We start from the raw sequence: 16,178 nt of genomic DNA, 5'->3' as shown, positions 1-16,178 counted from the left end.
CCACACACAAGAACTGAACAACAGCATGGGTATTTTTGAACGTTTCCTGTCGATCTGGGTCGCCTTGGGCATCCTCACTGGGGTGGGCTTGGGCCTGATCGCCCCCGGGATTTTTCAGGTCGTGGCCAGCCTGGAATGGGCGCATGTCAACCTGGTGGTGGCGCTGTGCATCTGGGTCATGATTTTCCCGATGATGGTGCAGATCGACTGGAGCGCAGTGAAAGACGTGGGGAAAAAACCGCAGGGCCTGCTGCTGACCCTGGTGGTCAATTGGCTCATCAAGCCTTTCACCATGGCCGCTTTGGGCGTGCTGTTTTTCAAATACCTGTTTGCCCCCTGGGTCGATCCCCAATCGGCCAATGACTACATTGCGGGCATGATTTTGCTGGGCGTGGCCCCGTGCACGGCCATGGTGTTTGTGTGGAGCCAGCTGGTCAAGGGCGATGCCAACTACACGCTGGTCCAGGTGTCGGTGAATGACCTGGTGATGGTGGTGGCCTTTGCCCCCATCGCCGCTTTTTTGCTGGGTGTGACCGATGTCACCGTGCCCTGGGAAACGCTGCTGCTCTCCACCGTCTTGTATGTGGTCTTGCCACTGGCCGCAGGCATGGCGTGCCGCCAGAGGTGGCTGACCCAAGGCAGCGAGCGGCTGCAGCGCCGTGTTGCGCAACTCAAACCACTGTCGATCAGTGGCTTGATCGCCACCGTGGTGCTGTTGTTCGGTTTTCAAGCTCATACGATCATCGAGCAACCACTCGTCATCGCCTTGATTGCCGTACCCTTGGTGTTGCAGACCTATGGTATTTTTTTCATCGCCTGGTGGGGCGCACGCTGGCTCAAGCTGCCGCACAACGTGGCGGGACCGGCCTGCCTGATTGGCACGTCCAATTTTTTTGAACTCGCTGTGGCGGTCGCCATCTCGCTGTTTGGCCTGCAATCGGGCGCAGCCTTGGCCACGGTGGTGGGCGTGTTGGTCGAGGTGCCGGTGATGTTGACACTGGTCGCACTGGTCAACGCCTGGGCACCCCGGTCAGTGGCCCAGACAACCCCTTGAAACCCGGCCTGCGCTTTAACCTGTCTCGACTGCGTTTTGGGCTGTCATTCAAGTTTCATACATCCGTCACATAATCTGTGGCTCTTTTGCCGTACCCACTGCGTCCATGCAAACCAAGTCCCTTTACGCTGCCATTGACCTGGGGTCCAACAGCTTTCGCCTCGAAATCGGTCAGATGGATGCGGGACAACTGCGGCGGGTCGAATACATCAAGGAGACCGTTCGGCAAGGCAATGGGCTGGACGCCGAGCGCCATCTGACAGAAGAGGCCATGACCAGGGGCTGGGAATGCCTGGCCCGATTTGGCGAACGCATTGCAGGCTTTCGCCCCAGCCAGGTGCGGGCCGTGGCCACGCAAACCCTGCGCGAAGCACGCAACCGCGATGTTTTTCTGAGCAAGGCCAAACGCCTACTGGGCTTCCCGATCGAGGTGATCGCCGGCAAGGAAGAAGCCCGACTCATCTATCTGGGCGTGTCACACCTGCTGCCGCAATCCGATGAGCGTCGCCTGGTGGTGGACATCGGAGGTCGCTCGACCGAGATGATTTTGGGTCAACGTGAAAAAGCCAACACGCTGGAGTCTTACCGCGTGGGCAGCGTGGCCTGGTCCATGAAGTTCTTTCCCGACGGGATTTGGACACCGGCCTGCTTCAAATCTGCGGAAATTGCGGCCAAGGCGGTGCTTGATGAAGCCCAGATCCTGTTCAACCGCAACCACTGGGACAAATGCTATGGCTCGTCCGGCACGGTCGGTGCTGTGGCCGATGTCTTGACCGCTTCCGGGTGGCCAGAGGGTCTCATCACCCGCGAAGGCCTCGCCTGGCTCAAGGACCGCCTGCTCAAAGCCCAAAAACCAGACAACCTGCGGCTCGAAGGGGTCAAGGAAGACCGCAAGCCCGTGATTGGTGGGGGGCTGGCCGTCTTGCAAGCGGTGTTTGATCTGCTGCACATCGACGAGATGCAAGCGGCCCAAGGTGCGCTCCGGCACGGTGCGCTTTACGATCTGATCGATCGGGAAAGCACACAGGATGTCAGGTCATCGATGGTGGACTGGCTGGCGCAACGCTTTGGTACCGACAAGCTGCAGGCCGAACGGGTGTCACGCACGGCCCAAAGCCTGTTGCAATCGCTCATCCCGGAAAGCGGCAGCACTTCAGCGCAAGATCGTCAGCGCTATCTGCAAAAACTTCACTGGGCCTGCCAGTTGCACGAAACCGGCATGCGCATCTCGCACAGCGATTACCACAAGCATGGCGCTTACATCCTGGACAACACCGACTTGCCCGGCTTCACCCTCAATGAGTTGCACCGCCTGAGCCAATTGGTGTTGGGGCATCGGGGCAAATTGCGCAAACTTGAAATCGAGATGGATGACGCCAGCTTTGTCCAGCAGCTCATGGCGCTCCGATTGGCGGTCATTTTGTGCCATGCCCGACGCGACCCGGACCTGTCGGGTTTGACCATCCACTGCGATGCCCTGCAACGCACCGCGCGCTTGACCTTGCGCAGCGACTGGGCCGAGCTCTGGCCGCAGTCGGCCCACCTCTTGCGTGAAGAAAAAACGGCTTGGCAAAAAACCGAATGGCAGTTCGAAGTGCTCACAGACTGACAACCATCCGCACACAGTGAGCGCGCACATGGTCTGACTGACGTGAGCTTCAAAAAGGCGCTGAGCAGCGTTCCGACCATCAAAACCGGTCGGCCCGCCAAGGACTGAGCCTCCTCACAGACGCTCTGGGGCGGTCACGGTCAGCAAAACGGTTTGATCCTGACCTTCACGGCTGCGCCTGCGCAACCACCATACGGCCCCCTTGCGCACCGCGCACGCCGCATCGGGCATGCGCAGCAACTGTGAAATCACCGCCCCCAGTGCGGGCTGGTGCCCAACCAGCAAAACCGGGTACTTGGCATCGGGCCAACCTGCTGTTTCCAGAATATCCTGCACCGAAGCGCCCGGTGACAAGGCATCGCGAACTTTGTATTTGCGCCCGAGAGCACGAACCGTTTGCTCGGCCCTGACCGCAGGGCTGCTCAAAATGCGCGTGCCTTCTGGCAGCTGGCTTTCGAGCCAAACCGACATGCGCTCGGCCTGCTTGCGGCCACGCGGCGTCAGAGCCCTTTGCAAGTCATCTTCTCCGGGTTCGGCCTCGTGGGCCTCGGCGTGACGCCACAAAATCAAATCCATCGCTCTCAGTCCCCTTGGGTAGACGCCCCGTAGCGCTGCATCAAGGCGTTTTGTGCACCATGACCTGGAACCGTCAGACCGACCCGGTGGTATTGACCGTCTGCCGCCAAATCCCAGGCGTCACGGCCATCGTGCAGGTAGGCGATCAGGCATTCGTCGATGATGCGCTGACGCAAAACCGGGTCGGTCACAGGCCAGGCCAGCTCGATCCGGCGTGTCATGTTGCGACTCATCCAGTCGGCGCTGGACAAATACAGCGACTCTTCCTGACCGGCGCAGAAATAAAACACACGGGAATGTTCCAGAAAGCGGCCAATGACCGAGCGCACGCGGATGTTTTCACTCAAACCCGCCACACGCGCAGGCAACATGCAAGCGCCCCGCACGATCAAGTCAATCTTCGCGCCCTTTTGTCCGGCTTCCAGCAAAGCCTCGATCAGCGGTTGGTCGGTCAGGGCGTTCATCTTGATGACGATGCGTGCAAAGTCACCACGCGCCGCCGCGTCACCCACCGCCTCGATGCGCGATTGCAAGTCGCTGTGCAGCTGAAAAGGCGCGACCAGCAAGCGCTTCATTTTGGGCAAGCGGCTTTGGCTGGCCAAGTGACCAAACAATTGGTCCATGTCCGATGTGATGTCAGCGTCTGCTGTGAGGTAGCTGATGTCGGTGTACAGCGCTGCGGTGCGGCGGTTGTAATTGCCGGTCGACAAATGTCCGTAGCGCTTGAGGGAGCGGCCTTCGCGGCGGGTCACCAAAAGCATCTTGGCATGTGTCTTGAGGCCGACGATGCCGTACACCACCTGCACCCCAATCGATTCGAGCTGCTCTGCCCAGTTGATGTTGGCTTCTTCGTCAAATCGGGCTTTGAGCTCCACCACAGCTGTGACTTCCTTGCCCCGACGCACCGCCTCGCGCAGCAAATCCATCATCGTGGGATCGCTGCCTGCTCGGTAAATCGTTTGCTTGATGGCCAGCACGTTCGGGTCCATCACGGCTTCGCGCAGAAAAGCCAGAACGCCGTCGAAACTCTCAAAGGGCTGGTGAATCATCACATCACCCGTTTTGAGGCGCGCAAAGATCGAGCCGTGCTGCGGCACTTGCGCAGGGAAACTTGCCTTGTAGGGCGGAAACAGCAACTCCGGCGCATCGATCAGATCGATCAACTGCATCAGACGCACCAGATTGACCGGACCGTTGACCCGAAACACCGAGGATTCGGGGAGTTGGAATTCCTTGCGCAAAAATTCTGCCAAACGCGGCGAGCAGCTGGCCGAAACCTCCAGCCGGACCGCCTGACCATAGTGGCGGTGCTGCAAACCCTGCCGCAAAGCCATGCGCAAATTGGCTATCTCGTCTTCGTCAACCGCCAGCTCGGAGTTACGCGTCACCCGAAACTGTGAGAACTGCCCCACTTCACGGCCCGGAAACAATTCAGCCAAATGCGCACGGATCACACTGGACAGCATCACAAAGGCGGTGGTGCCGTCACACACCCGCTCGGGCAGTGGAATGAGGCGCGGCAAGACGCGGGGAACTTTGACAATCGCGATCTCATTGGAGCGACCAAAGGCGTCCTTGCCCGACAGCTGAACGATGAAATTCAAGGACTTGTTGGCCACCTGCGGGAACGGGTGCGCCGGGTCCAACCCCACTGGCACCAGCAAAGGCTGAACTTCGCGTTGAAAATAACTGCGCACCCATTGGCGCTGAGCCGCATTGCGCTCGCCGTGCGACAAGATCCGGTAACCCTTGCGCTGCAAAGTGGGCAACAAGTCGTCGTTGTACAGGGCGTATTGACGCGCCACCATGGCGCTGGTTTTTTCAGCCAAGGCGGCAAGACTGGCTTCGGTGTATTCCCCCGACTTCAGGCCTTGCAGGCTGCCCATCACATGGGGCTCTGCCCGCACCTCAAAAAACTCGTCCAGGTTGGAAGACACGATACACAAATAGCGCAAACGCTCGAGCACTGGCACTTCCGGGCGGTGCGCCCAATCCAGCACCCGCTCGTTGAAGGACAAGATGCTCTGATCGCGGTCGAGCAAGGCTTGCCGCTCGTTTGCAAAGGAAGTCTCGACTTTTGAATGAACCATGACCGTGTCTGAATGGATTGAAAAATCATTCTAGGAATTCGCTGTGTCAATTTGATGACAAGACTGTGAATCAGCCTCCCATGGGTGCAGCGCCCGATACCGGCACCAGATGGGACACGAACAACTCGACCGTCTTCGGCCAGGCAAATGCCTCTGCCCGCTGTCGGCACTCGGCCCTTGGAAGGGTCAGGCATTGGCGAACCGCCTCGGCCAGGTCTTCCGACAGCACACCCCCCATCGTCTGACCTTCAGCATGGCCGAGCACTTGCAAAGGGCCATCGACCGGGTATGCGGCCACAGGGGTGCCGCAAGCCATGGCTTCGAGCATGACCAAACCAAAGGTTTCGTTGCGCGAGGGAAAGACAAACACGTCGGCTGCGGCATAGACCTTGGCCAACTGCTGGCGCGGCAACACCCCCATCCAGACCACATTCGGGTAACGCGCCTTGAGCTGCGCTTCCAAAGGCCCCACACCACACACGATGCGGGTTCCATCCAGCTTCAAGTCCAGAAACGCATCGATGTTTTTCTCGTAAGAAACTCGCCCCACAAACAAGGCGTAAGGGCGCGGAAACCCTTCCAATTCCGGCATATCCAGCGGCTCGGCGTGGTGGTCAAACAATTTCAGGTCCACCCCGTGGGTCCACGGCTTGAGTGATTGAAAACCACGGCTATGCAGCATGTTCAGCACGCCTTGGGTCGGCACCATCACCCCCGAAGACGGGCGGTGAAAATGACGAAACAGGCCGTAGCCCAGAAACAAGGGCACACGCAGCGCTGCTTTCAGGATTTCTGGAAACTTGGTGTGGAAGGCGGTGGTGAATTGCCAACCTTTTTTCTGGCAATGCTTGCGCGCCGCCCAGCCCAAAGGGCCTTCTGTGGCGATGTGAACCGCATCGGGCTGCAATGTGTCCAGCACTTTGGCCAGCGCTTTGTAAGGGCGAACCGCCAGATCAATGCCCGCATAACCCGGACAGGGGCGGTTGCGGAACTGTCCGGGGTGGATCACCGTCACCTCGACGTCCCCCATGCTCAGGGCTTGCACCAGCTCATGCAGCGTGGTCACCACGCCATTGACCTGAGGGTGCCAGGCATCGGTGATGAGGGCGAGCTTCATGCGTGCACCACCTGAGCTGCAGCCACCCGTTGGCGCACCACCGCATGCGAGCCCCAATGGACGATTTCGAGATGACCATCGGCATGCTCGACCAAGGCGGTCCGGCTTTCTACCCAATCGCCATCGTTGCAGTACAAGGTACCATTCACATCCCGTATTTCTGCATGGTGGATGTGCCCGCACACCACGCCATCAAAGCCTCGGCGCTTGGCTTCGTGCGCTACGGCCACTTCGAAATCGCTGATGAAGTTCACCGCCTTCTTGACCTTGAGCTTGAGGTACGCGGACAAAGACCAGTAGGGCAGCCCCACACGGGCCCTGAAGCTGTTCAGGTGCCGGTTGATTCGGAGGGTCAACTCGTACAACCAGTCACCCACATACGCGAGCCACTTGGCGCACTGGATCACGCCATCAAAATGATCGCCATGCATCACCCACAACTTGAGCCCCTGAGCGGTGGTGTGGGTCGTTTCATGCACCACCTCCACGCCGCCAAAAGCATGGCCCACAAAATGCCGGGCAAACTCGTCGTGGTTACCAGGCACATAGACCACGCGGCAACCTTTGCGCGCCCTGCGCAACAGTTTCTGCACCACATCGTTGTGACTTTGCGGCCAGAACCAGCGCCTGCGCAGCTGCCATCCGTCGACAATGTCACCCACCAAATACAGCACATCACTCGGGTGGTGCTTCAAAAAGTCGAGCAAGGCCTCGGCCTGAAATCCCGGTGTGCCGATGTGCAGGTCTGAAATGAAAATCGCCCTCAAACGAGGGCGGTCTGCAGCGTCGTCATCCTCGTCCTGTGCGGACGGGGACGACACATGGGCGGGTGAGCCATGCACTCCATCCTGCGCCAGACTGGCGTCAAAGGTTTTCAGCAGCAGCGCGTGCTGCAAGGAGGTTGACGACACAGTCATCTGACAGCCGCTGAAAAATGCTTGCGGTAACGCGCTGGCAAGTCTGCGGTGCGCATCATCATCGGCAAATCGGCCGTGTTGAAATCCGGGTCCCAGGCGGGCGCACCCAGCACCTTGGCACCCAAGCGCAGATAGCCCTTGATCAGCGCGGGCGGCTCGATCGGCAAGTTGCTGTCCAGCTCATCGATGGGCAATGGCAAACGCGGCCGGACATGGTATTGGATATCGGCCAGATGGCTCTGACGCAACTGGTTCCAGATGCTGGCTGCGGCATCACCCGTCACCACACCGTTGTGGAGCATGGGAATACTGGCGCAACCGATCATGGTGTCCAGGCGGTTGCGGTCCATGAATTCAAACAAAGCCCCCCACAGGGCCATGATGACGCCACCCTGGCGGTGCTCGGCGTGCACGCAACTGCGGCCCAACTCCACCATGCGCTGACGCATGTCGCGCAGACGGGTCAGGTCAAACTCGGTGTCGCTGTAGGTGCTGCCCACGCGTTTGGCCTGGGCTGGCGTGAGCACACGGTAGGTGCCAATCACCAAGCCCGACGCGCCGTGCCGGACCAGCAAATGCTCGCAGTAATCGTCGAACAGATCGATGTCATGGCCGGGCACCTGGGTCGACAAGCGTGCGCCCATTTCTGTGCCGAAAACATCAAACCTCAGTTTTTGTGCTTCGCGCACTTCGTCTTGATGTTTTGCCCAAGTGACGTGAATAGCATTTTGGGCACGTCGAGGCAGGAAATCCACAGGGGTTTGGACCTGCGCCGGATGAAGTAACCCCCTGGGCAAACTCACCGGGGACAACGCGAACGTGGGGTTCGGCAACTCTTTCATGACCAGTTCTCCTTTGGATCAATGCAGCCATGATCCAAAAGCGACATGACATGAAAAAGTCAATGGCGTGAATTCTTCGTGACGCGGAACGTGTAGAGTCCCGGTCAAAACCGGGGGTCAGTGGGCTCGCAAGGCCTTGTTGAGCTGATCCACCTGGTGCGTCCAGTCGGAGTCCTGTTGCCAGGTTTCCCGCAAGAAGTTGGCTTGAGCCACTGTCCAGAAAGCAGCGTCGGCCAAGGCGATATCGCCCGGCAAGGGGCTGTGCGCCCGAATGAACTGCGCAATGCTGCGCGAATCACAAGGCAAACCCAGCTGCGCAAACAACTCGTGAAACGGGTGGTGAACGGGGTCCATGGGCAGTACCTCCTCATTTCTTCAAAACGTAGTGTCCGGGCGCGTCAGCCAGCGGGGACAAACCCATGTCGGGCGCACCCATGTTGGGCAGTGGACCCGGCTCACCGGAATGGTCCTGCAACCAGCTCAACCAGTGCGTCCACCACGAGCCTTCGTGTCGGCTGGCTGCACGCAACCAGGCGTCCGGGTCCAGATAGGCCCCATCGTGCCGACGTGTCAGCGCCTGGAAGCTGCGCCCCGGTACACCCGGCGGATTGACGATGCCCACATTGTGCCCCCCTGATGTCAGCACAAAGGTGGTGTCCACATTGGTCAGCAGGTGCAGCTTGTGCACCGATCGCCATGGGGCCACGTGGTCATGAACGGTGCCCAAGGCATAAATCGGACACTGGATGGCGGTCAAGGCCACGGGTTTGCCGTGCACGGGATAACGGCCACTGGCCAGGTCGTTGTTCAGGAACATGCGCCGCAAATACTCGGCATGCATGCGGTATGGCAAGCGCGTGCCGTCTGCGTTCCAGGCCATCAGATCGCTCATGGGTGCGCGTTCACCGAGCAAATAGTGCTTGAGCAGGCGCGACCAGATCAGATCGTTCGAATTCATCCACTGAAAGGCACTGGCCATCTGGCTGCTGTCCAGATAGCCCCTGTCCCACATGATGTCTTCCAGGTGCGCCACCTGGCTGTCGTCGATGAACAGCTCCAACTCGCCAGGCTCGGTGAAGTCGGTTTGTGCCGCCAGCAGCGTCAAGCTGGCCAAGCGGTCATCGGCGTCCCTGGCCATGGCGGCCGCTGCGATGGCCAGCAGTGTGCCGCCCAGGCAATAGCCCAGCGCATGCACTTTTTGTCTGGGCACCACAGCGCACACCACCTCCAGCGCGTCCATCACGCCCATGCGCAAATAATCGTCCATGTCCAGATCCCGGTCATCCGAGTCCGGGTTGACCCAGGACATGGCGAACACCGTGTGACCTTGATCCACCATGAAGCGGATCAAGGAGTTGTGCGGAGACAAATCGAGGATGTAGTACTTCATGATCCAGGACGGCACGATCAACACAGGTTCGGGTCGCACCCGATCGGTGCTGGGGGCGTACTGGATCAACTCGATCAGGTGGTTGCGGTAAATGACCTGACCCGGCGTGATGGCCACCTGCTGCCCCACCTGGTAAGCCTCGGTGCCTGCGGGTGGCTGGCCTCGCTGCCAACGCTGGGCGTCTTCCAGCCAATTCTGAAAACCCTGACGCAAATTCGCCCCCATGGTTTCCTGGGTGCGTTGCCACACCTCGGGATTGGTCAGCACGAAGTTGGCGGGTGACACCATGTCCAGGCACTGACGAGCCGCGAAATTGACCACCGATTCATGGTGGGGTGACACGCCACGCACACCGGTCGTGGCCTCTTGCCACCATTGCTGTGTGAGCAAGAAGGCCTGGCTGATGGCATTGAAGGGCCAGGCCTGCCAGCCAGGGTGCGAAAAACGGGTGTCATGCACCATGGGCTCGATGCAGGGTTTGCAGTGTTGGTCGTGTGCCTGCGCTGCATAGTGCGCCCACTCCTGCGCGCTCAACACCCCCAGCTGCAGCAGTTTGAGTTGCTCGGCCGGGTTCATGGCCAAGTGGCTCGCCCAGTCGTCGAAAGCCATGCGAAGCGAGACGGTCGAAATACCTTGCGTGAAAGGTGACAGCTGCGTGTGCGCCCAACGGTCCAGAATCGGACCGGGACGCGGAGCGCTCACAGAAAGGGGATGACCAAAAATGTGCACGCTGCCATGCTAGACGGTAGCGCACCGCTTGAACATTCACCTTTCGGTGTAGTCCAAGCCAGGCCTGTGGCACAGGCCCGCAGCTCAGCTTCAGAGCATCATGCTGAGCTGAAACACCGAATTGGGCGCTCGCGGCATGACCGGCGCAGGCAAGGGCTTGAGGCGGAATTGGCCCAGCATGGAAGTCACGCGGGCGTCGCGTGGCATGAAGGGCACGGCGACATCGTCCAGGGTCTGCGAGGCCAGTGTTTCTTGCAGGTGGCGTTGGATGTCGGCTTCCAATGACTTCATCGGATGGCCATCGTCGGGGTACAGCTCGTCAAAGCTGTGCACCACTTCAAAGTGCTTGACCACATCCCACAAGCTGATGTCTTCGGGGTTGCCGCGGATCTGGTAGCCGCCGCCCGGGCCACGGTGTGCCCGGATCAATCCGGCCTCACGCAGCTCCTTGAGTATCGACTCCGTGTAAGAGGACGACAACCCCAGGCCCGAAGCGATCTCTTCGGTCGTCACGGGCTCCACGGCTGAACGAGAAGTGATGAAAACCGCGATGTCAACGGCTTTGGCTGTTTTCTTCAGGATCATGATGCGCTCCTCATTTGAATCGGTATTGTATGGTTTAAACACGTAAAATCCACTCATATCCTGTTTTATTTCTCAATAAATCTATTTTTACCTTAAAATATCTACTCAATACATAAACAAGACAATGCCCAACACCCTCGATCCCCGTCCAGCGCTTTACCGCATCGGTGCCGTTTCCAAGCTCAGCGGCGTGCCTGTGCCCACCTTGCGGATCTGGCAAACGCGCTACAGCGCCTTCTCGCCCGCCACCACCCAAGGGCAGCACAGGCTCTACGACGAGGAAGACCTGCGCAAAGCCACATTGCTCAAGTCACTGACCAGCCAAGGACACGGCATCAGCTTGATTGCCGGGCTGAGCACCGCACAGTTGCAGCAGTTGTTGCAAACTGGCTCCCAGATGGCACGCGGGTCAGCGCCAGCGCCGCGATCCCCTGACAGCCAGCGCCATCGCTGGGTGCTGGTCGGTCACCACTTGGCCGAGCGTTTGCAATCCGAACACTTCAGATCCACCTACCCAGGACCCGCTGTGCACATTCAAGCGGTGTGGGCCGATTTGAACGAAGCCCGCCAGAACCCCGAGGCCGCCGACACCGATGTGCTCATGGTCGCGGTGAACAACCTGAGCGACAGCAGTGCCCAGCAAATTCTCGATTTGTCCGCGCAATTGAGCGCACGCCAGACCGTGGTGTTGTATGGCTTTGGCCAAATGAAAGCCATCGACAGCCTGGCCCGCGCGGGCTGCCTGCTGCACCGTGAACCCCTGAACGATGCGGCTTTGGCCAACATCGTGCGCAGCACACGCCCAGCGCTGACTGACGCCTCCTGGGGCCTGCCGCACCTGAACGACCCCGTGCCGCCACGCCAGTTTTCAGATGCGGTGCTGCAGCGGGTGGCCAATATTCCCAGCCAGGTGCTGTGCGAATGCCCTCGCCATGTGGCCGAGCTGATTGGCCAGTTGGGCCGTTTCGAAGACTACAGCCTGGACTGCTTGCAACAAAGCCCCAAAGACAGCGAGTTGCACACGCAGCTCCACAAGATGGCTGGCACAGCCCGTGCCTTGCTTGAAAAGGCCCTGCAGATGGTGGCCGATCACGAAGGCATCTCCCTGCAGGACCCGACCTGAACAGCACGCGCGGCTGAACTGCACATGAAACGACACGTGGCCGCCACCTTGCTCGGCGTGACCGGCTTTTTGGTCATGGACAGCCACATCGACTGGGTTCGCCAGGACCACGGCATCCTGCTGGAGATCAACGGCCAAAAGTTCGATCCTCAAGGCTGGATGGCCGAGCACTGGCGGCCGTGGCGACAAGACTGTCAGCGCGTTCGCGCCGAAGCCCCCGACACGGCCACGGCCCAGGCGGTGCTGCAAACCATTCAGCAACACAGCCTGCCGGACTCATTGGAAGCCCAACTCTTGCAACTGCACCTGCAAGCAGACTGGGCCATTGCCGAAGTCGCATTCAAAACTCTCAACCCCAGCATCGTGGTGTTGCGCCTGCAAGGTGATGCTTGGCTCATCCAGGACAGCGCTGTGTGGAGCGGCTCCACAGCACCTTGGCAAACGGCCAATTTTGTACGCCGGTATTTGCAACAACAAGCCCCGGAGATGCCTCAGGCCCTGATCGACTGCGTGCCTATTGAAGCCAGCCGCTATGCAGCGCTCTCTTATGGAGCATGGTTTTGACTTACCGCGTCGTCTGGTTCAAACGCGACCTGCGGCTGCATGACCATGCCGCACTGACGCACGCGGCAGCCCTTGGCCCGGTGCTGTGCCTCTACATCGTCGAGCCCGGTTTGTGGGCGCAGCCCGATGCCGCCTTGCAGCACTTCGAGTTCGTGCGCGAATCGCTGAATGAACTGCACGACGAACTGCAGGCGCTGGGCGGCAGCTTGCAGGTGCGCGAAGGACCTGCGGTGCAGGTGCTGGCCGCGCTGCATGCCCAAGCGCCTTTTGCCGAACTGGTCTCGCACGAAGAAACCGGCAACGCCTTCACCTACGAGCGTGACCTGCAAGTGGGCGCGTGGTGCCGCAGCGCGGGGGTGGCCTGGACCGAGCTGCCTCAGTTTGGCGTGGTGCGACGCCTCAAAAGCCGCAACACCTGGCAAGCCCGCTGGGAGGCGCACATGGCCGCGCCGCAGGCCGTCTGGCCTGCTTTGACATTTTTTCCGATGGCTGAATCACGCGGCCCCGAATGCATGCGTGCGCCCCCCGGCCTGCAACACAACCCGGCCCAGCGCCAGCGCGGTGGGCGGCGCCTGGCGCTCGAGACCTTGCACAGCTTTCTGGATGCGCGTGCGCTGGGTTACCGAGGCGGCATCTCGTCACCGCTGTCCTCGCCCACCGCCTGCTCACGTTTGTCGGCGTACCTGGCCTATGGCTGCATCAGCTTGCGCGAGGTGGTGCAGGCCACCCGCGCTGCGCTCGACGCTTTGCCGCCGCAGGCGGGCAGGCACAAAGCCGGACTCATCGGTTTCATGAGCCGCTTGTATTGGCACTGCCATTTCATCCAGAAGCTCGAGAGTGAGCCCGAAATCGAGTGGCGCAACATGCACCAGGGCTACGACGGCTTGCGCGAAGAAGGCTGGAACGACACCCACTTTGCGGCCCTGACATCGGCCCGCACCGGCTGGCCCATGGTGGACGCTTGCGTGGTCATGCTGCACGAGACAGGCTGGCTGAACTTTCGCATGCGGGCCATGCTGGTGTCGGTGGCGGCTTACCCGCTCTGGCTCGATTGGCGGCCCGTGGGCCAATGGCTGGCCACGCAGTTTCTGGATTACGAGCCCGGCATCCACTGGAGTCAGCTGCAAATGCAGTCGGGCACCACCGGCATCAACACCACGCGGGTCTACAACCCGATCAAGCAAGCGCAAGACCACGACCCCAAAGGCATCTTTGTGCGCCGTTGGCTGCCCCACATGCGCCGCGTACCCGACACCTGGCTGTTCGAGCCCTGGCTCATGCCGCCCGAGGTGCAGCGCCACTGTGGCTTGACGGTGGGCAGCGGGCCCGACGCCGACATTCCCCTGCCCGTGGTGGACTTGTCCGAGGCCACGCGCACCGCCAAAGCCGCGCTGCACGCCCGGCGGGCCGAGCCGGGTGTGAAGGCCGGGAAAAAAGCCATTGTTGAAAAACACGCCTCGCGCAAACACGGCAGCGGCCAGCAACGTGACGTGTTCACCCGCGACCGTGACAGCGATAGCCCCAAGACCGCCCGCCGAAAAACGCGTCCGTCTTCCGATGCCAACACCCCACCCAGCGCCCAGCTGGGCTTTGATTTTTAACCCATGCGCACCACCCTCTTCTGGTTCCGAAACGACTTGCGCCTGCACGACCAACGCACCTTGAAACAAGCTGTTGAGCACGCCCAAACCCATGGCCAAGCCCTGCTGCTGGTCTATGTGCACGAACCGGTGCAAGACGCGCCCACGGCCTGGGGTTTTCGCCGCATGGGCACGCACCGCAGGCGCTTTCTGGCCGACACGTTGGCAGACCTTCAAAAGTCGCTTGAGGCTTTGGGCCAGCGCCTGGTGTTGCTGCACGGCCCCGTGGCCGAGGTGCTGCCCGCTTGCGCACGCCATGTGGGCGCAGACACCGTGTTTTGCGAAGACATCGCCGCGCCCGAAGAACAAGCGCAGGTGCAGGCCCTGACCGACGCAGGCCTCACGGTCAAAACCCTGTGGCAGTCCAGCCTGATCGAACCCGACGCCCTGCCCTTTGCGGCCGAAGACATGCCGCAGGTGTTCACGGTGTTTCGCCAACGCATCGAATCGGCGCGGCTCCAACCCCTGGCCCCGCTGCCCGCGCCCAGCAAGCTGCCTGCGCCGCCCCACGACCCCCTGGCCACCCTGCCCGGCTGGACGGAAAAGCCCTTCGCGTTGCTGCAAGCCCACACCGAGGAAGATGCACACCCGCGCTCGAACTTTCCGTACACCCAAGCCGCCTGCCGGGGCGGCGAAACCAGCGCCTTGGCCCACCTGCACAGCTACCTCACGCCGCCCTGGCCCGACCGCTACAAACAAACCCGCAACGCCCTGCAAGGCCAGCACACCAGCAGCCACTGGTCGCCCTGGCTGGCCACGGGTGCGGTGTCGGCCCGCCGCATCTGGGCCCAGCTGCAGGCCTATGAACAACAGCACGGCAGCAACGACGGCACGTATTGGCTGTGGTTTGAATTGCTGTGGCGCGACAACTTCCGCATGCTGCACCTCCAGCACGGCCCGCAGCTCTATGCGGCGCGAGGTTTGTCGAACCTGCCCAAGCCCTCGCACTTTCCGAAAGACTTTGCACGCTGGTGCAGCGGCCAAACGGGCGAGCCCATCGTGGACGCGGGCATGCGCGAGCTGGCCGCCACCGGCTTCACCTCCAACCGCATGCGCCAGATCGTGGCCAGCTTTCTGGTGCACGACCTGTCTTGCGACTGGCGCGCGGGTGCCGCCTGGTTCGAGTCGCAGCTGGTGGACTTTGATGTCCAAAGCAACCAGGGCAACTGGCTGTACGTGAGCGGCCGCGGCACCGACCCGCGTGTGGGCCGACGCTTCAACCCCGCCAAACAAACGCAAGACCACGACCCGCAGGGCCGCTACCGACAGGTCTGGCTGGCCTGATAATCGGGTGCATGTATGCCATTCAATCCTGGGGTGACACCCTGCGCCTGCTGGTCGAGTTGTCGGCCACCGCCGCCTTTGCGCTGTCGGGCCTGATGGAAGCGGCGCGCAAGCGGCTCGACGCGGTGGGCGTGTGCGTGGTGGCGTTTCTGGCGGCCTTTGGCGGCGGCACGCTGCGCGACTTGCTGCTGGACTACCGGCCTTTTTTCTGGGTGCAACACACCGAAATGCTCTGGGGCGTGCTGGTCCTGTGCGTGGTGGCCATGCTGTTCATGCGCCAGCGCCATTTTGAAGTCACCGAAAAAGCCATCCTCTGGCCCGATGCTCTGGGGCTGGGTCTGTTCACCGCCACCGGTGTGCACCACGCGCTGCTGTCCACCATGCCCCCGGTGGTGGCCGTGCTCATGGGCCTGATCACAGGCGTGTTTGGCGGCGTGCTGCGCGACATGGTGTGCAACGAAATCCCCACCGCCTTCAAGGACCACCGTCCTTACGCGGTCTGCGCCTTTGTGGGCGGCTGGACCTATGTGGGCCTCTGGTCCACCGATGCCCCCGGCTGGGTGGCGCTGCTGGGTTGCGTGGTGGTCACGGTCGGGCTGCGTGGCCTGGCCCTGTGGCGCAACTGGCAGCTGCCCGCGTGGCGGGCCTGACAAGACTT

Annotated in this window: 15 protein-coding genes; 7 read left to right on the top strand and 8 right to left on the bottom strand. The window is 61.0% G+C overall.

All coding sequences use genetic code 11. The annotated features are described in order from the left end of the window. Positions 1 to 25: 25 nt before the first annotated feature. Both arsB and ACZ5RT_RS02245 read left to right on the top strand, forming a co-directional pair. Entirely contained in the window at positions 26 to 1,054 is a 1,029-nt protein-coding gene (gene arsB, locus ACZ5RT_RS02250; protein ID WP_464453377.1) for an ACR3 family arsenite efflux transporter, read from the top strand. 106 nt (positions 1,055 to 1,160) lie between these two features. Further along, positions 1,161 to 2,663: a Ppx/GppA phosphatase family protein gene (locus ACZ5RT_RS02245; RefSeq protein WP_464453376.1), complete on the top strand. Its 1,503-nt coding sequence runs from the start codon at positions 1,161 to 1,163 to the stop codon at positions 2,661 to 2,663. A gap of 114 nt (positions 2,664 to 2,777) precedes the next feature. Here ACZ5RT_RS02245 and ACZ5RT_RS02240 read toward each other — a convergent pair whose 3' ends face one another. The 8 genes from ACZ5RT_RS02240 to ACZ5RT_RS02205 form a co-directional block, all read right to left on the bottom strand. Next, entirely contained in the window at positions 2,778 to 3,239 is a 462-nt protein-coding gene (locus ACZ5RT_RS02240; protein ID WP_291926322.1) for a SixA phosphatase family protein, read from the bottom strand. A gap of 5 nt (positions 3,240 to 3,244) precedes the next feature. Continuing rightward, a complete protein-coding gene (gene ppk1 / locus ACZ5RT_RS02235) occupies positions 3,245 to 5,329 on the bottom strand; it encodes a polyphosphate kinase 1 (protein ID WP_464453375.1) in 2,085 nt (694 codons plus the stop codon). Between the two features lie 70 nt (positions 5,330 to 5,399). Continuing rightward, a complete protein-coding gene (locus tag ACZ5RT_RS02230) occupies positions 5,400 to 6,446 on the bottom strand; it encodes a glycosyltransferase family 4 protein (RefSeq protein WP_464453374.1) in 1,047 nt (348 codons plus the stop codon). Further along, complete coding sequence (locus ACZ5RT_RS02225; RefSeq protein WP_464454176.1) at positions 6,443 to 7,330, bottom strand: UDP-2,3-diacylglucosamine diphosphatase; 888 nt, start codon at positions 7,328 to 7,330, stop codon at positions 6,443 to 6,445. The genes ACZ5RT_RS02230 and ACZ5RT_RS02225 overlap by 4 nt, the downstream gene beginning before the upstream one ends. A 29-nt stretch (positions 7,331 to 7,359) precedes the next feature. Continuing rightward, positions 7,360 to 8,205, bottom strand: a complete 846-nt coding sequence (locus ACZ5RT_RS02220) for a GNAT family N-acetyltransferase (RefSeq protein ID WP_464453373.1) — start codon at positions 8,203 to 8,205, stop codon at positions 7,360 to 7,362. A 117-nt stretch (positions 8,206 to 8,322) separates the two neighbouring features. Continuing rightward, the gene (locus ACZ5RT_RS02215; RefSeq protein ID WP_291926308.1) at positions 8,323 to 8,559 is read right to left on the bottom strand and encodes a DUF2789 family protein; all 237 of its coding nucleotides are present in this window, start codon (positions 8,557 to 8,559) and stop codon (positions 8,323 to 8,325) included. A 13-nt stretch (positions 8,560 to 8,572) separates the two neighbouring features. Then, on the bottom strand, positions 8,573 to 10,297 hold the full coding sequence (locus tag ACZ5RT_RS02210) for a PHA/PHB synthase family protein (RefSeq protein ID WP_464453372.1): 1,725 nt from the start codon (positions 10,295 to 10,297) through the stop codon (positions 8,573 to 8,575). A gap of 117 nt (positions 10,298 to 10,414) precedes the next feature. After that, on the bottom strand, positions 10,415 to 10,909 hold the full coding sequence (locus tag ACZ5RT_RS02205; RefSeq protein WP_108427014.1) for an RrF2 family transcriptional regulator: 495 nt from the start codon (positions 10,907 to 10,909) through the stop codon (positions 10,415 to 10,417). A gap of 124 nt (positions 10,910 to 11,033) precedes the next feature. Here ACZ5RT_RS02205 and ACZ5RT_RS02200 point away from each other — a divergent pair, with 124 nt between their 5' ends. Genes ACZ5RT_RS02200 through ACZ5RT_RS02180 form a run of 5 tightly spaced genes read left to right on the top strand, consistent with a single transcriptional unit; the run spans position 11,034 to position 16,170 of the window. Continuing rightward, complete coding sequence (locus ACZ5RT_RS02200; RefSeq protein WP_464453371.1) at positions 11,034 to 12,032, top strand: MerR family transcriptional regulator; 999 nt, start codon at positions 11,034 to 11,036, stop codon at positions 12,030 to 12,032. Between the two features lie 24 nt (positions 12,033 to 12,056). Beyond that, positions 12,057 to 12,596 (top strand): hypothetical protein, encoded by a 540-nt coding sequence (locus tag ACZ5RT_RS02195; protein WP_422172494.1) that lies wholly within the window; start codon positions 12,057 to 12,059, stop codon positions 12,594 to 12,596. After that, positions 12,593 to 14,197 carry a cryptochrome/deoxyribodipyrimidine photo-lyase family protein gene (locus ACZ5RT_RS02190; protein WP_464453370.1) on the top strand — a complete coding sequence of 535 codons (1,605 nt, stop codon included), beginning with the start codon at positions 12,593 to 12,595 and terminating at the stop codon, positions 14,195 to 14,197. The genes ACZ5RT_RS02195 and ACZ5RT_RS02190 overlap by 4 nt, the downstream gene beginning before the upstream one ends. 3 nt (positions 14,198 to 14,200) lie before the next feature. Further along, positions 14,201 to 15,520, top strand: a complete 1,320-nt coding sequence (locus ACZ5RT_RS02185) for a DASH family cryptochrome (protein WP_464453369.1) — start codon at positions 14,201 to 14,203, stop codon at positions 15,518 to 15,520. A gap of 11 nt (positions 15,521 to 15,531) precedes the next feature. Continuing rightward, on the top strand, positions 15,532 to 16,170 hold the full coding sequence (locus ACZ5RT_RS02180; protein ID WP_464453368.1) for a trimeric intracellular cation channel family protein: 639 nt from the start codon (positions 15,532 to 15,534) through the stop codon (positions 16,168 to 16,170). Positions 16,171 to 16,178: the final 8 nt, after the last annotated feature.

The organism is Limnohabitans sp. TEGF003 (assembly GCF_055395455.1).
This window is presented reverse-complemented; position numbering and strand designations above follow the sequence as displayed.

Excerpts from the sequence above, each read along its gene's own strand:
- arsB (WP_464453377.1), top strand. The coding sequence starts at position 26 with ATGGGTATTTTTGAACGTTTCCTGTCGATCTGGGTCGCCTTGGGCATC.
- ACZ5RT_RS02245 (WP_464453376.1), top strand. The coding sequence starts at position 1,161 with ATGCAAACCAAGTCCCTTTACGCTGCCATTGACCTGGGGTCCAACAGC.
- ACZ5RT_RS02240 (WP_291926322.1), bottom strand. The coding sequence starts at position 3,239 with ATGGATTTGATTTTGTGGCGTCACGCCGAGGCCCACGAGGCCGAACCC.
- ppk1 (WP_464453375.1), bottom strand. The coding sequence starts at position 5,329 with ATGGTTCATTCAAAAGTCGAGACTTCCTTTGCAAACGAGCGGCAAGCC.
- ACZ5RT_RS02230 (WP_464453374.1), bottom strand. The coding sequence starts at position 6,446 with ATGAAGCTCGCCCTCATCACCGATGCCTGGCACCCTCAGGTCAATGGC.
- ACZ5RT_RS02220 (WP_464453373.1), bottom strand. The coding sequence starts at position 8,205 with ATGAAAGAGTTGCCGAACCCCACGTTCGCGTTGTCCCCGGTGAGTTTG.
- ACZ5RT_RS02215 (WP_291926308.1), bottom strand. The coding sequence starts at position 8,559 with ATGGACCCCGTTCACCACCCGTTTCACGAGTTGTTTGCGCAGCTGGGT.
- ACZ5RT_RS02205 (WP_108427014.1), bottom strand. The coding sequence starts at position 10,909 with ATGATCCTGAAGAAAACAGCCAAAGCCGTTGACATCGCGGTTTTCATC.
- ACZ5RT_RS02200 (WP_464453371.1), top strand. The coding sequence starts at position 11,034 with ATGCCCAACACCCTCGATCCCCGTCCAGCGCTTTACCGCATCGGTGCC.
- ACZ5RT_RS02195 (WP_422172494.1), top strand. The coding sequence starts at position 12,057 with ATGAAACGACACGTGGCCGCCACCTTGCTCGGCGTGACCGGCTTTTTG.
- ACZ5RT_RS02185 (WP_464453369.1), top strand. The coding sequence starts at position 14,201 with ATGCGCACCACCCTCTTCTGGTTCCGAAACGACTTGCGCCTGCACGAC.
- ACZ5RT_RS02180 (WP_464453368.1), top strand. The coding sequence starts at position 15,532 with ATGTATGCCATTCAATCCTGGGGTGACACCCTGCGCCTGCTGGTCGAG.